Origin of the sequence: Bacteroides salyersiae, from assembly GCF_031172035.1 — a bacterium.
Lineage (GTDB): Bacteria > Bacteroidota > Bacteroidia > Bacteroidales > Bacteroidaceae > Bacteroides > Bacteroides salyersiae.
On sequence record NZ_CP133452.1, the window covers coordinates 270947 to 286778 of the forward strand.

Here is a 15832-nt window from a genome sequence, read left to right on the forward strand (position 1 = left end):
ATATTATTTTCTATATGATTTCACTTCAGCAGGTGTGCCAAAAGCAACTGCATAAGATGGTATTTCCTTATTAACTAAAGATTGAGCCCCAATAACAGCACCATTATTAATTTTTGCACCTTTGAGAATAAAACATTGTGCACCAATCCATACATCTTTACCGATGAATATTCCCTCCACTGCTGTTTTTAGTGATTGTTTTTGAATAACCATATTCTTATCTATACTATGGTTTGAGTCTATAATGTAGCATTGACCTGCAATAATAGTGTCATCGCCAATATATACGCGCTTGCACGAAAAAATTATAGTGCCAACACCTATGTTAACATTATTGCCGATTTCTATGTTTTCACCCCAAATGTAAACACCTGGATATATGACCACATTACTACCAAACTTGACGTTTTTTGCGTTTATTGTAATATCACCAAGAATTCGGGGAGGAGAAGATAGAACTGATGTACAACAACTATTTACGTATTTATTACGAAAGAAAGCTTTAACTTTGCACCCGATTCTGTATACAAAATAAAACAATTTCATTATAAAATCTGTTTAATTACTTGACAAGGATTTCCACCAGCAATACAATCTGCAGGTATACCTTTAACGACAACAGAACCTGCTGCGATTATTGTACGAGCACCGATTGTGACTCCTTTTCCTATTATACTTCGAGCACCGATGAAAACATCGTCTTCAATAACTACAGGTGCATTCTTTGCGGTAAGGAGGTCCTGTTCATGATTTCTACGAACTTGCCAATCTGTATTATGGAAGTTCGTATCATATATCATTGTACCCGCACCTATTTTTACATTCGCTCCTATATGTATATAATTCTTGCAAGTTATGGATATTTGTGTCATACCAACATTGTCATCTATCTCAAGTAAAGCTCCTGGTAGTACAACAATCTGCGAACGTGTGATATTGTCAATACCTTCATTTTGTATTACAACATTTCGTCCAATTGAAAAGGTTCCTTGAATTGACAGCTTTGTATTTAGAGCTAAACGCCCACCTTTATCCTTGAATGTCTTAAAAATGGACCGTTTATCACGTTCATATATTAAACGTCTCTTTATCTTGTCGACAATATTCATTTGAATAGACTATAAATTACTCAGTGATTTTTTTTATTTTAGATTCGTGTTTCTTTATATACCATGAATCCGGAAGCATTGTATTATAAAGAAGTCCAAGGTATGTATAAATAGCTTTCTTCAACCCAAAATGTGATAGATTATATCGAAATACCATATTAGGATTAACCCCAAATGGCGAATATAGATATCTAAATCTTTTCCAGAATGACACACCCATTTTACGTCCTTTACCATATTTATTCTTCGGATTATTAGCACATTCACCAAGGTAAGAAAGGGTTGTAACAACTCGAAAACCATGTTCTATAGAACGAAGTCCATAATCATTGTCACCACCATCATGACGGAAATATTTAGGAATATTACCTAACACACTGTAAATAGTTTTTGGAATAAGAAGCAGATTTCCATTGGTAAAGAAAACATCCTGAGGCTCACCATTGGGGATGACACGTGTGTTGTCTTTTAAACAGCCACCATAAGTAAACTCCCCCTTTGTGTTACAGAAAGCACCACAAATAAGAGTGTTATCATTCAACTCTACCGACATCTGAAAGATTTCCTTCAAAGCGTGTGGATAGAGATTTATGTCATCATTTAGCCAAAGATAATAATCGTAGTCATCATGCTTTGCTGCAGCATCCCATGCAGTACGCATGCCCCCGCTCCAAAAGAGTGTACCATCTCCTGGAACTATGTTTATTTGTGGAAATTCTGCTTTCACAGCATCAGGCGTGCCATCTGTACAACCATCATCTGTCATGAAAACATCAAAGAAATAATCCACAAGTTCATTGCATAAGGGGAAAAAAGAACGTAAACATTTGAGGGTTGTATTTTTGCGATTAAATGCCGTAAGAAGTACTGCTACTTTCATTTTTTTATTAGTTGTATTTTTGAAGCAGGTGGCAGTATTGAACTGCATCGTTTTCGATCACCTGTACACCTTTTTATCCTTAATATTACAAACGTGCGTCAATAATATTTCTATCCAAAGTGCACTTCACATCAAAGATAACATGCTTATCCTTGAGGAGAGCAGGTACGTCCATCCCCTCGAACTTCTTGTGTGCTACTGCAGCAATTGCAGCATCAAACTTCTGTGAAGGGAATTCATTAATAACGTCAATACTATACTCATGCTTAGCTACAGCAGGATTAGCCCACGGATCGTAAACAGTTACGTTGACATTGTACTCCTTGAGGGCACGATAGATGTCGATAACTTTGGTGTTACGAACGTCAGGACAATTCTCCTTAAAGGTGAAACCAAGAATGATAATCTCTGAGTTGAGCACCTGAATACCTTTCTTGAGCATATGCTTGACAGTCTCGGTAGCAACGTACTCGCCCATGCCATCGTTCATGCGACGACCAGCAAGGATGATCTCAGGGTTATGACCATGACGCTGTGCACACTGAGCCAAATAATAGGGATCAACACCAATACAGTGACCACCAACAAGACCTGGACGGAATGGAAGGAAGTTCCACTTGGTACCAGCAGCCTCGAGAACATCGAGAGTATCGATGCCCATCTTAGTGAAGATGTGTGAGAGTTCGTTTACGAAAGCAATGTTGATGTCGCGCTGACTGTTCTCAATAACCTTAGCTGCCTCAGCAACCTTCATCGTAGGTGCAAGGTGGGTACCTGCTGTAATTACAGAAGAATAAACCTCGTTAACGTAAGCACCAATTTCAGGAGTTGAACCAGAAGTAACCTTTTTGATGTGCTCGACAGTATGGAGTTTGTCACCTGGGTTGATACGCTCTGGAGAGTAACCAGCGAAGAAGTCAACATTGAACCTCATACCAGATACCTTCTCGACAACAGGAAGACACTCGTCCTCTGTTACACCAGGGTAAACAGTTGACTCGTAAACTACAACATCACCCTTGCTGATAACCTTACCAACTGTAGTTGATGCACCATATAGAGGTGTGAGGTCTGGGTTGTTATTTTCGTCAACTGGAGTAGGAACGGCTACGACATAGAAGTTACAGTCACGAATCTGTTCGATGTCGGCTGTACAAACGAAACCATAATTATTGATAGCGTCCTGAAGAAGCTCATCGCTAACCTCCAAAGTTGCATCATGACCAGCCATAAGAGCCTCACAACGCTTTGCGTTCATGTCGAAACCGACAGTCTTGTACTTAGTTGAAAACAAACGAGCAAGTGGAAGGCCTACATAACCAAGACCGATAACACAGATTTTTGTCTCTTTCATCTTAATGAAATTTTAAATATTGTGATTTTATTATATTGATTACAAGTTTTCTTTATACCACTGAATAGCAGCTTCAATACCTCTTTCGAATGACCAATCCGGATCGTAGTCAAGAAGTTCCTTGGCCTTGCTTATATCAGCATTAGAGTGCTTGATGTCACCAGCACGATCAGGGCCAAATTCAGGTTCGATATCAACACCAAGAGCTTTAGTGAGTCCATAGTAGATGTCGATGAGATACTCGCGTCCACCGTATGCGATGTTGAATGCCTGACCTGCTACAGAAGATGGAGCAAAACATGCCTTGAGGTTAGCCTCAATCACATTCTCGATGTAAGTAAAGTCGCGAGACTGCCTACCATCGCCATTGATACGACACTTCTGACCTTTGAGCAGAAGTTTGAGGAACTTTGGAATTACTGCAGCATAAGCACCATCTGGATCCTGACGACGACCAAACACATTGAAGTAGCGCATGCCGTACGTATCAAGACCATAGTGATATGTGTACTGCTTTGCCCACTCCTCGTCACAACGTTTTGAAACTGCATAAGGACTCAACAGATTGCCCTCGATACCCTCACGCTTCGGAAGGTTTGACTCGTCACCATAAACAGATGAAGAAGAAGCATAAACAAACTTCTTAACACCTTTCTGCCGAGCAGCCTCCAGCATATTAAGGGTACCCTGAATATTATTGAGGGAATAAAACAAAGGCATCTCGATAGAACGAGGAACTGAGCCCCATGCAGCTTGATTGAGTACATAGTCAACACCCTCACAAGCCTTCATGCAGGTATCAAGGTCTTTAATGTCACCCTTGATAAATTCGTAACGAGGATTGTGAATGAACATATCGATGTTCTTCTGCTTTCCAGTAGAGAAATCATCGAGAGCACGTACACGGTAACCCATTTCGAGGATTGCTTCACAAAGATTGCAGCCAATAAAGCCTGCTGCACCGGTAACAAGGAAAAGAGAATCCTCAGGAAATTTAAGATGTCTGTATGCCATATCGTATAAGTTATTTATATTAGCGAACTAAGACTTGAACTGGTAGGAAGTATTGAATTTTGCAGATCAAAAAATTGCAGGTAAAAGATATCAGCCACCTGTGTTGCCAGCTTTAAATATCTCCTTGCGGTAGGCGAAAGAGATCAAATCTCCTTTCTCCAAACCATCTTATTCACCACTCCCACATAACTCTGAATTATTTTCACAACTTTGTTGCTGACATCATCTGTATAGTTAGGTACTGGAATACCGTGATTTCCATCCTTTGTCATCTCTACGGCAAGATCAACTGACTGCAGGAGCCCTCTGGTATCAATACCACTTAGGACAAAGCAGGCTTTATCTAATGCTTCCGGTCTCTCAGTAGAGGTGCGAATGCAGACGGCTGATATGGGCTTACCAATAGAGGTGTAGAATGAGGATTCCTCTGGGAGAGTGCCTGAGTCGGAAACGACACAGAAGGAGTTCATCTGGAGATTGTTATAATCATGAAAACCCATAGGCTCCTGAACACGTACGCGAGGGTCGAGTTGGAAACCTGATGTGGTAAGACGATTACGTGAACGTGGGTGACACGAATAGAGAATAGGCATGTCGTACTTCTCGGCCATCTGGTTAATAGCTGCGAAGAGGGAGAGGAAATTCTTCTCGGTATCAATGTTCTCCTCACGGTGAGCTGAGAGAAGAATGTAGTTTTGAGGTTTGAGGTTAAGACGGTTAAGAATATCGGAATTTTCAATTTCCGACAAGTTCTGATGTAACACCTCTGCCATAGGTGAACCAGTAACATAAGTACGCTCGCGTGGGAGACCGCATTCTGCGAGATAGCGACGAGCGTGCTCGGAGTATGCCATATTGACATCAGAAATGATATCGACAATTCGGCGATTAGTTTCCTCCGGAAGACATTCGTCCTTACAGCGATTACCGGCTTCCATGTGAAAGATAGGGATATGGAGTCGCTTAGCGCCAATGACCGAAAGGCAACTATTGGTATCACCAAGAACAAGGACACCATCGGGACAGGTCCGTACGAAGAGCTTGTATGAACAGTTAATGATGTTGCCACAGGTAGCACCAAGGTCATCGCCTACGGCATTCATGTAAACCTCAGGATCGGATAGTTTGAGATCACGGAAGAAAACGCCATTGAGGTTGTAGTCGTAATTCTGACCGGTGTGGGCAAGGATAACATCGAAGTACTTGCGGCACTTGTTGATGACGGCTGCGAGACGAATGATCTCGGGACGGGTACCAACTATGATGATAAGTTTGAGCTTACCATTTTCTTGCCAATGAACATCACTATAATCGAATTTGGGGAGTTTATTTTCCATTGAATTATTTATTTTCTACTGGATCAAAAAAAGTATCAGGCCGCTCAGGATTAAAGATTTCGTTGCAGTACATAACTGTCACAAGGTCTTCAGTGTCACTGAGATTTATGATGTTGTGGGTATAGCCAGGGAGCATGATAACAGACTGGATCTTATCGCCGCTTACCTTGTAATTAAGAATCTCAGCATTAGGATCGTTCTCATTACGGAGTTGGATAAGGCCATGACCTGCTACGACAATAAACTGCTCCCACTTGGTATGGTGCCAATGCTCTCCTTTGGTAATACCAGGCTTAGAAATATTGATGCTTACCTGACCGCAGTTGAACGTATGCACCAACTCTGTAAATGAACCACGAGAATCCACATTCATCTTCAGATCAAAAATTGCTTTCTCTTTTGGTAGGTAACTTAGATAAGTACTGTAGAGACGCTTTGCAAAGCTATCGGCAGGAATCTCAGGTATCATCAAAGTATTTGGCATTTCAGCGAACTGATGAAGGAGGTCAACGATTTCACCAAGCTTAACATGATGAGTAATAGGCGCAGCACAATAGCGACCATCTTCTTTCATAACAGTTTCCACACCATCAAATTCACAATGATGTTCCTGTCCCTGCAATGCACAGATCATCTCTTCTATGAGATCATCCACATAGAGAAGTTCCATGATTACGTTAGGGTCATTAACTTGGATGGGGAGACCATTAGCAATATTATTACAAAAGGTAGCTACGGCTGAGTTGTAGTTAGGACGGCACCACTTGCCATAGAGATTAGGAAAGCGGTAAACGAGAACCTTGGCGCCTGTCTCTTCACCATACCGAAACATAAGTTCTTCACCTGCCTTCTTACTCTTTCCATACTCAGAAGTACCGAAACGCCCTGCGAGGGTAGCCTGAATAGAAGAACTTATCATGACAGGACAGTCGTTCTTATACTTTTTAAGAGTATCAAGCAAAATTGTGGTAAAGCCAAAGTTCTCTTTCATGAATTCTTCGGGATCCTTGGGACGATTAACGCCAGCAAGGTTGAAAACAAAGTCACACTCCTTGCACCACAAATCTAGTTGTTCTGGTGTAGAATCAAGATCGTACTCATGAATCTCATCTACAACAAGATCTCCATAGTACTTTGCCTTACCCTCTTTGATATTATTGAGTTGTGCACACAGGTTTTTACCGATAAAACCTTTCGCACCAGTTACTAGTATACGCATAATTGATTATCTCTGAATGAAATCTTCTGGTTTCGCAGGAATATAAGGGCCATCCTTTGCTTCGAAAAGAATAGAAGGTTCCTTAACTTCTACTGTATGAAACTGGCCAGCAGCAATTTGAAGACCATCTCCAACATGAAGTGTATAACGTTCTATCTCATTACCATTCTCATCATAGTACATCTCATCAATACAGCCATAAAGAACAATTACGGTTTCTGCAGACGAGGGATGACGATGGACGGGTACTTCTGTATCGGGAATTAAGGCATTGAGAATTCGCTGGCTTTGATCGTCAGAAGAGGTACGTAAATCCAAAGCTTGACGCAGGCGTGGATTATTCTTCGCCTGGTCAAGCAAGGATTTGTATAGTCCTTTGTTGAGCTTCATATATTTATTGAACAAAGTTACCTTCACCTGAGAGTTCTTTCTTGATGTACTCAAGAGCCTCAATCTTAGTCTTAGTCTCTTCAACATTCAAAATGCGTGTGTTATTTGAGTTGAACTCAGACAATGTTGCACGCTCGTGTTCACCTTCTTTAAAAAACTTATCATAGTTCAAACCACGATTGTCAGCAGGTACGCGATAAAAATCACCCATATCCTCGGCTTTAGCGCATTCCTCGTTGGTAAGAAGGGTTTCGTACATCTTCTCGCCATGACGGATACCTATAACCTTGATATTTTCTTTTCTGCCACCGAACAACTCACAAACTGCTTCTGCCTGAGTCTGGATGGTACAGGCAGGTGCTTTCTGAACGAAGATATCACCATTCTGACCATGTTCAAATGCAAATAGCACCAAATCAACCGCCTCTTCAAGAGACATAATGAAGCGTGTCATTGAAGGCTCCGTTAGCGTTATAGAGTTGCCGTTGCGAATTTGGTCAATCCACAGAGGAATAACAGAACCACGAGAACACATAACATTACCATAGCGAGTGCAGCAGATCTTGGTATCTCCTGAATAGCGTGACTTTGCTACTGCAATCTTCTCCTCTATAGCCTTAGTGATACCCATAGCATTGATAGGATAAGCTGCCTTATCAGTAGAGAGACAGATTACAGCACCTACCTTATATTCAATGGCTGCGGTAAGCACATTGTCTGTTCCAATTACATTTGTTTTTACTGCCTCCATTGGAAAGAACTCACATGAAGGAACCTGTTTTAGGGCAGCAGCATGGAAAATGTAATCAACACCAGGCATTGCATTACGACAACTTTGGAGATTGCGAACGTCACCAATAAAGAACTTAATTTTACTCGCAACTTCAGGCATCTTAGCCTGATATTCATGACGCATATCATCCTGTTTCTTCTCATCACGACTGAAAATACGAATCTCAGCGATATCTGTCTTCAGAAAACGATTAAGTACTGCATTACCGAACGAACCTGTCCCCCCGGTAATCATGAGGGTTTTACCTGCAAAAATGCTCATAATTATTACTAATAAAAAGGTTACCTTAGACCCCGTAACAGCCCTAAAGGATTTATTTTTATGATTGTTTTATAAATTATTTAGAAATTTAATTACCCTTAGCTGCAAATTGCCAGGTACAGGTTGCAACGAGTTGCTACTTTTGTATTTCAAACTTGGCATAGAGAGTTCCGACAAGAACTTCTTTCAAGGAATCAGAAAGTAAAACACTAACATTACCCGCCATCGTCACAACAAACTGCTGTCAGACCGTTCGTTTCATCCATCTTTTCATTCAAACTCGATTCAAGGGTATCCTGCAAAAAGAACATACAAACCAATTCCTAATAGCTAAAATTTTTCTAAGATAAATACAAACCGCTACTTGTACAGAGATCAATCCAAATACGAGCAGAATTAGTGACAACGATCAATACCTTATTAGATTTGGTAACTGGTAAATGTACTTACTCATCTTCATCAGTAGAAACATCATCTACTCTAACTTATACGACTTTTCACGAACCGTATATCATTTTTGAAAGATGTTATAAAATGTTTTGTGTATCACACAGGACAACTGGAAAAATTCTCCATGAGATAAAACTCTGGTTCATACTGAAATTCTTTTATTATGGAGTTCTAATTTGAATATTTACAGTTGTTTTATTAAGTATGTCACAAACGCCCAATTCTTACGAACGTTTCAAAAAACGGGAGAAAAGCTTCTTCAAGCTTTTGCGTTTTCCATGTTTGTGACCATGACTTTCGTTTCCGTAACCATAACCATAACCGTAGCCATAACCGTAACCATACCCATAGCCCTTATGATCTAAAGAGACACCATTTAGTATCACAGACATATTACGAAGCTGTTCCTGACGATACATATTCTCCAATTCAGGTAACTGACGACGATCCATTACACCTGAACGGACTACAAAAATGGTAAGATCGGCTACACGATTGACAATAGAAGCATCGGCCACCATACCGGCAGGAACATTGTCAACAATAATATAATCGTAACGTTTACGAAGTTCTGCTATCAGACGATCAAAACGTTCGCTCAACAACAATTCGGCAGGATTGGGAGGAACAGGACCGGAGAAAATAACATCCAATTTATCATACTCCTCACTCCTACCTACGATATCATCCAACTTATCCGTACTTCCCGAAAGGTAATGTGTCAGTCCCATACGGTTGGAAGAATTAGAAAAAATACCACTCAAGGTACCTTTACGAATATCAACGTCAATTAAGACAACTCTTTTATTTGTCTGAGCAATGCTCATAGCGAGGTTACTTGAAACAAAAGTCTTACCTGCTCCAGGATTGGCAGAAGTAAACATGACCACCTGTAACTTTTCAGACTTCACACGCATAAAGTCCATGTTCGTACGAATAATACGGAAAGCCTCGGAGACAGAATCACGACTGTTTTCACGAACAACAATACCATCCGAATCCTCACCCTTATTACTACCATGACGGGGAATATTACCCAAGAAAGGAATGGTAAGTACTCCATCCAACTCCTTACGGGTACGGACTTTCGTATCCGTCACATTCAATAACCAAAATACACCTATAGGAATAGCTAATCCCAAAACAATGGAAGCCAAGAAAATTGTCATTGTTTTAGGCGCTACCGGAGCACTACTGCCCGAAGCGGCATCTATGATACGGGCATTACTCTCCGTAATAGCCTGTGTCAAGGCATTCTCCTCACGTTTATTCAACAAGTAAAGATAAAGTTCCTCCTTGATCTTCTGCTGACGTTCCACTGTAAGTACATATTTCTGTTGGGCAGGCACGGCTTCAATACGTTTCGAAGTCTGTTCTTCCTGTTCACGGATATTCTTCAACTGGATATTCAGACCGACAATCAGATTATCTACCGAACGAATAATCGTCTGCTTCATAGCACTCAGAGAATTATTCAAATCCATCACAATCGGATTTTTACTGCTACTGCCTACCACCAGTTTATCACGTTTCAAAAGAATATCATTGTATTCCTTGATCTGGGATTCGACACTGTTATCCGATATACCCGTATTGGCAGGAATCAGATCCGAACTTTTTTGAGGGTCCGTCAAATACTCTTTAATGTATTTGGCAATACTTAACTGGTTCTCCAAACTAAGCCCCTCCTGCTGATAACGACTTGTATTGGCAAGATACATACCCGTCTCGGAAGTAATGTCCGTCAACTGGTTCTCGCGTTTGAAACTTTCAATATTGGCATCCACGCTACCCAATTCACGTTCGATGATAATCAGACGTTCATTAATGAATTTGGAGGTATTTACAGCTATCTGGTTCTTGTCATTGATAGCATCTTCGTTATAAACGGCGATAAGCATGTTCAAAATATCTTCTGCACGAGCTGTGGAAACATCATCCAAAACCAGATTGATAATGGTAGCCGTCTTGCTGGCAAGAAAAACTTTCAACCTGCCACGATACCCTTCGATGACACTCTCCATATTGGATTTGACTACATTTACGGACTTATCATAAAAGACATCTGTATAATATAACGTAGGAGTGATAACCATCGGACCGATCGGAGTAGAAACCGTGTCATTCAGATGTACATCCAAAACCTCTTCCGAACGGACTCCCCCACCACCTACAGCTAAAGAAAAACCGGAAAGACGTACCGTAGCGGAATCAACAGGAGTAACCACTACTTTTATAACCTGACGCTCCTCCGCCTCAGGAAAAGAAACTGTTACCGGAGCATGGGTGTAAAGTTCATCATTACGCAGACCATTCTTCACTTGATAACTCATATCCAAATGCAGACGCCGGGCAACCTCTTCCATCAGATGACGGGATTGGAAAACAAGTACTTCATTGTCTACATTACGTTTACCACCTAAAAGAGAAAGGTCGGAAAAAGCCGCCGATTCACTCATTCCACCACCCTTAGAATCATCGCGGATAAGAACGGATGCCTTACGGCTGTATATTTTAGAAGAAGATTTTAAATAAAAGCAAGCTACCCCACCACAGACCAAAACAGAAAGTACGAACCAGTACCAATTAGCTAATATAAGATGGAAGATATCGCTGATATTAATTTCCGACTCCTGTTTGCGGACATCATTGTTTTTATATTCAGTATTCATTATCTTTTTCTTATATCCGGATTATTTAAACATGGTTACCATTAACGAAGTGATGGAAGCCAATACCGAAACGGCGGACAACCAAACGCCCACAGAATTATTGGAGTTGATACGGCTCTGACCAGTCTTGGCTTTATTGGGTTCTACATACACAATATCATTCTGTTGTAAATAATAGCAGGGAGACTGAAAAATATCGGAAGAGCGAAGGTCATGATACAATATACGCCGTTTGCCGTCTTTTTCACGGATAACAGCCACACGGTCGCGACGGCCATAAATAGTCAAATCACCGGCCATACTCAAAGCTTCCAATAAAGTAATGCGGTCACCGGAAATATCAAATGTACCTGGTCGGGCTACTTCACCCATCACAGAAACTTTAAAGTTCAAAAACTGAACAGTGACGATAGGATCCTTGATCAGATCCTCATTCATTAATTTTTGTTTTATCAATTCCGTCACCTGCATACGGGTCAATCCCTCCACATGGAGTCTGCCTAAAATAGGAAAGTCAATATCACCATTCTGATCAACAAGATAGCCCAAAAGGCGTTGTTGTCCGGAAGTAGTACTACCTATCTGGAAACTAACCATAGGCATATTAAACGGCATTGCCAATTCCGGGTCTTTACTATTCACTAAAATAGCCAATAGGTCATCCTTATGGATGATTACCTCATAGTTCTTATCAATAACCTCCTCTTTCAGAGAAGCAATATCCTGCAAATAAAGTACCTCTTTGGGGGCAGAGCAGGATGCCAAAATCGCCAACAAACACAGCAAACATTTATTCAAAAATCTCATTCTCATTATAATAGCTATTAAATGATTCCGCAAAATTTACAATACATCTTACTCCACAACCTCCCAATCAGGCCAAGGATTGGCTTCCAGACTTTCCAAATAATCAGAAACTTCACATTCCGCCTTAGTCCATTCACGGCCGGTCCAACTGTTCATAATTGCATGTGCTTCCTGGGCCAGATCTTCATCAAAAACTTCACTATAACAAGCCACCAAAAGCTGACACTTTAGCAAAGAAGCAGAAAGCTGTCCAAGCAATTGCCAACTACGGTCAAGCAAAGACTGGATTTTCAGATTTTTATTACCATGATCATAGATGGTAGCATGATAGGCCGTCAATAAAACATAGCAACGCCGTGCCTCTTCTTCAACATTGGAACCTCGCAACACAAAAAGCGCCTCAGCCTGACGGTAAACTTCTGTATTGAGTGCACAAAATTCATTGGAATAAAGAGGAGTCCCGTCAAAACCCATATTAAGAAGATCACGGGTTATACGGTACAAAGTATCAATTTGTGATTGAAAAGACAACATATATATAAATTTACAATGAAATAATTAACAATGAAAAGCTGGAGAATAAACCGGCTTCTTACTCACAAGCAGCGTCGGGTATAAGCTCTATCAGAGAAGGATGAATATATGCAGTGGCTACAGCCATAATGCCCTTGATGCAAACAGAAACACGCCGATCGCCTTTTACACGAATGACAATTCCTTCCACCCCTTCGAAAACACCACCAATAATGCGCACACGATCTCCTTTCCGTAAAGAGGTAAGGGCCGGATCAAGATAAACAATCTGTTCTTCGTAGTTTCCCGAAACAGCGATAAAGCTATGCATCTGCGAATCCGGAACGATAAGAGGACGATTCGTCTCACGATCAATGATATAACGCACAGATAAGGAAGAACCAAGAGACTGTTTAACACGATCAATACAAGCAAAAGAGCTGTGGACAAACACAAGGTTATGTACTACAGGAACTAACTTTCGTATCTTACGTTCTCCCTGCTTCACGTATTCATAATGCATCGGGATGAAGTTCTCTATACACTCGGCATCAAGCACTTCCTTCAACTGTAGTTCACGACTATAGGTGACACGAAGCGGATACCAACAGATATCTGTGGATTTGTTCACAATAGAATATTCTTTAGGGACACCGGGGTAATGAAGCTCCTTCCGGTCAAGCGTGTATAAAATGGATTATTAATTCTTCAGATACACTAGCCCTCAATAGTTTCCCTATCGCAGGAGACAAAACATAAAGAGGGGAAATATGTGTTATGTACCATTTTCATTTTAAATTAGTACATAAATAACTATAAACAAACTACTTAACACCAAAAAGTGTTTCAATGAACGTTCGTTTATTGGCACACTATTTTAGAAAGACTTTTATCTCCATTCAGGTTAAATTAAAAACGAATTAATTATTTTTTCATATATAATACAATCTGCTATAAATCAATAAGATATGTTCCGTTTAAAATATGATCAAATTATTTTTATTGAAAAATATTTTGTACATTAAAAAAAAGGACATATTTTTGTGCCAATAAACGAACGTTTATTGAAACACTTTTCAAATAAGACGCTAAAATCAAACAGCTCTTAATCAGATATTTAAACCCTCAATTTTATTCTCAGCATATATTAAAAATAGTATTTTCTAAAATACTATAAATGCCTATATTTTTTTATTCAGAAAGCATAAATAAAACACGTACTTTTCCAACAAAACAAGCTCAACCTTATTTTAAAACTCCTTGTTTAATTTTAGTTAATAAATCGAACAGGACAAGCCATCTCTTTTACCAACATTCGCTCATACACATGCGCGATATAAATAAACATACCGCAACGCGTCCATATTTTACAACAAAACAACGAATGCAAGCCAAAACAGGAGAATATATAAAATAGATTTTATTTTACTTTTGCAGTTTGGATTTAATGAAAGCACATGTTTCTCTACGAGATTCAATCGATTCCTCGTAGAGAAAGGACCCGTTCCTCGTAGAGAAAAGCAACGATTCTCTATGAGAAAAATATAGACCTTGTAACCATTTGATATACAACTTCTTACAGAAGTGCCAAAGAGTTCCAAAAAGTGTTGATTTTTTCTCAACACAATGGCACTGAATTCAACCGTCAAAGACGGCCACGAAGATAAAAGAATTGTTACATCAAAATCTAATCAGAATGGTCACTACAACCATCTATGTAAAGCCCTATCTGGCGGCTTACATGTATGTACGCTACCAAAACAGCGTAGTCACGGAGTTCAATGCCATCAGGCTAAAAAGTATCGAAAACCTGTATCACGTAATCAAAAACCTCACAGCTAAACGACCAAGGAATGTGTCGTGGCGAGAAACCGGAAACCTGACCCTCATAATCCCCGACCCAAGATATGGGAAAGATCCTGAAACATACAATTACCTGGGACACGACAGCATCATTATCATTGAAGAAGAAATAGAAACAATGCTGAAAACAGAGCTACACAGCATGATGCTGAAAAATAAATTCCGGAACGGCATCATGTATAAAAAATCATTGCTATCATTTATGGATAAATATCACATCGACGACAAACACGAAGATGCTCTCATGAAAGCATTTCAGAGATGGAGAAAGAAAATAGAGGAAGAAGGAAAAAAGAGAATGAATGAAAATATGGTGACGCAACGGTAAAGTCAAAAGGTGCACATGTCCGTTATGTAAGGAGACATGTGCACCTCTTGACAGATTCTTATCTTTTATAAAATCAAGGTGAAGAATAGGGTGCTTTGTCCACGCAAGTTTGTAGATCAGACGTGTCTTATCGACATAAAAGTATCCATCATTCCTCAAACTCTCAAAATTCTGTATACCAATCGGATAAAGCTTAGCCATAATTCATTCGCAATTAGTTATTCTACAACAAATATACAGGATAATTTTCACTTAAGATACCCCTGTGACCAAATAATGCATTACTTCGACTTCTTTATCACCCGTGCCGGATTCCCCACTGCAACACTGTCAGCCGGTATGTCCTTGGTCACTACACTGCCGGCTCCGATAATGCAACGATCCCCAATAGTCACTCCGGGACAGATGACCGCCCCGCCTCCAATCCAGCAATCTTCCCCGATCGTCACCGGATAAGCATATTCTTTCGGTTCACGCCGCTCCACATAATCCACCGGGTGATGGGGGGTATAGATCTGCACGCAAGGCCCGATCAAAGTATGTGCTCCGATAGTGATATACCCGCCATCCAAGAATGTACAATTGGCATTAACAAACACATGTTCGCCCAACCGGATACCGTCACCATGATCACAATAGAAAGGAGGACAAATAACGGATGTGGCAGGAATACCCGGCACAAGCGACTCGAGCAAAGGCCGGTATTCGCCGTCATAGGTACTCAGCCCACGCATACGGGCCAATAATTTCTTCGCTCTTTCAAAACGTACCTGCATCTCAGGCACAGACATGTCGGCCAACTGCCCACTGCGCATTTTTTCTACTTCATTCATAGGATGATA

At 40.4% G+C, this 15832-nt stretch carries 15 protein-coding genes and 1 pseudogene; 1 reads left to right on the forward strand and 15 read right to left on the reverse strand.

All coding sequences use genetic code 11. The annotated features are described in order from the left end of the window. Positions 1 to 3: 3 nt before the first annotated feature. The 13 genes from RB604_RS01170 to RB604_RS01230 form a co-directional block, all read right to left on the reverse strand. Entirely contained in the window at positions 4 to 546 is a 543-nt protein-coding gene (locus tag RB604_RS01170) for an acyltransferase (protein ID WP_055295311.1), read from the reverse strand. Further along, positions 546 to 1109 (reverse strand): acyltransferase, encoded by a 564-nt coding sequence (locus RB604_RS01175; RefSeq protein ID WP_055295313.1) that lies wholly within the window; start codon positions 1107 to 1109, stop codon positions 546 to 548. The genes RB604_RS01170 and RB604_RS01175 overlap by 1 nt, the downstream gene beginning before the upstream one ends. Positions 1110 to 1125: 16 nt before the next feature. Beyond that, positions 1126 to 1989: a glycosyltransferase family 2 protein gene (locus RB604_RS01180; protein WP_070102091.1), complete on the reverse strand. Its 864-nt coding sequence runs from the start codon at positions 1987 to 1989 to the stop codon at positions 1126 to 1128. A gap of 85 nt (positions 1990 to 2074) precedes the next feature. Then, positions 2075 to 3343, reverse strand: coding sequence for a nucleotide sugar dehydrogenase (locus tag RB604_RS01185; RefSeq protein ID WP_055295318.1), 1269 nt, complete (start codon positions 3341 to 3343; stop codon positions 2075 to 2077). A gap of 39 nt (positions 3344 to 3382) precedes the next feature. Beyond that, positions 3383 to 4357 carry an NAD-dependent epimerase/dehydratase family protein gene (locus RB604_RS01190; RefSeq protein ID WP_055295322.1) on the reverse strand — a complete coding sequence of 325 codons (975 nt, stop codon included), beginning with the start codon at positions 4355 to 4357 and terminating at the stop codon, positions 3383 to 3385. Positions 4358 to 4500: 143 nt separating this feature from the next. Next, positions 4501 to 5694: a UDP-N-acetyl glucosamine 2-epimerase gene (locus RB604_RS01195; protein WP_055295325.1), complete on the reverse strand. Its 1194-nt coding sequence runs from the start codon at positions 5692 to 5694 to the stop codon at positions 4501 to 4503. Positions 5695 to 5698: 4 nt separating this feature from the next. Further along, entirely contained in the window at positions 5699 to 6913 is a 1215-nt protein-coding gene (locus RB604_RS01200) for a polysaccharide biosynthesis C-terminal domain-containing protein (RefSeq protein WP_055295327.1), read from the reverse strand. A 6-nt stretch (positions 6914 to 6919) separates the two neighbouring features. Further along, positions 6920 to 7303, reverse strand: a complete 384-nt coding sequence (locus tag RB604_RS01205; protein WP_055295393.1) for a WbuC family cupin fold metalloprotein — start codon at positions 7301 to 7303, stop codon at positions 6920 to 6922. A gap of 4 nt (positions 7304 to 7307) precedes the next feature. Next, entirely contained in the window at positions 7308 to 8357 is a 1050-nt protein-coding gene (locus tag RB604_RS01210) for a polysaccharide biosynthesis protein (protein ID WP_055295330.1), read from the reverse strand. Between the two features lie 674 nt (positions 8358 to 9031). After that, positions 9032 to 11479 carry a GumC family protein gene (locus tag RB604_RS01215; RefSeq protein WP_122282099.1) on the reverse strand — a complete coding sequence of 816 codons (2448 nt, stop codon included), beginning with the start codon at positions 11477 to 11479 and terminating at the stop codon, positions 9032 to 9034. A gap of 21 nt (positions 11480 to 11500) precedes the next feature. Further along, positions 11501 to 12292 (reverse strand): polysaccharide biosynthesis/export family protein, encoded by a 792-nt coding sequence (locus tag RB604_RS01220; RefSeq protein ID WP_055295334.1) that lies wholly within the window; start codon positions 12290 to 12292, stop codon positions 11501 to 11503. A gap of 42 nt (positions 12293 to 12334) precedes the next feature. Then, the gene (locus tag RB604_RS01225) at positions 12335 to 12820 is read right to left on the reverse strand and encodes a UpxZ family transcription anti-terminator antagonist (protein WP_055295337.1); all 486 of its coding nucleotides are present in this window, start codon (positions 12818 to 12820) and stop codon (positions 12335 to 12337) included. A 58-nt stretch (positions 12821 to 12878) separates the two neighbouring features. Then, complete coding sequence (locus RB604_RS01230) at positions 12879 to 13430, reverse strand: UpxY family transcription antiterminator (protein WP_005934164.1); 552 nt, start codon at positions 13428 to 13430, stop codon at positions 12879 to 12881. Between the two features lie 1065 nt (positions 13431 to 14495). Here RB604_RS01230 and RB604_RS01235 point away from each other — a divergent pair. After that, positions 14496 to 14990, forward strand: coding sequence for a hypothetical protein (locus RB604_RS01235; protein ID WP_005934170.1), 495 nt, complete (start codon positions 14496 to 14498; stop codon positions 14988 to 14990). A 96-nt stretch (positions 14991 to 15086) separates the two neighbouring features. Here RB604_RS01235 and RB604_RS01240 read toward each other — a convergent pair. Both RB604_RS01240 and RB604_RS01245 read right to left on the reverse strand, forming a co-directional pair. After that, positions 15087 to 15191 (reverse strand): annotated as a pseudogene (locus tag RB604_RS01240) (AAA family ATPase); the annotation flags it as partial. Between the two features lie 80 nt (positions 15192 to 15271). Beyond that, the gene (locus RB604_RS01245) at positions 15272 to 15823 is read right to left on the reverse strand and encodes a sugar O-acetyltransferase (RefSeq protein ID WP_005934174.1); all 552 of its coding nucleotides are present in this window, start codon (positions 15821 to 15823) and stop codon (positions 15272 to 15274) included. Positions 15824 to 15832: the final 9 nt, after the last annotated feature.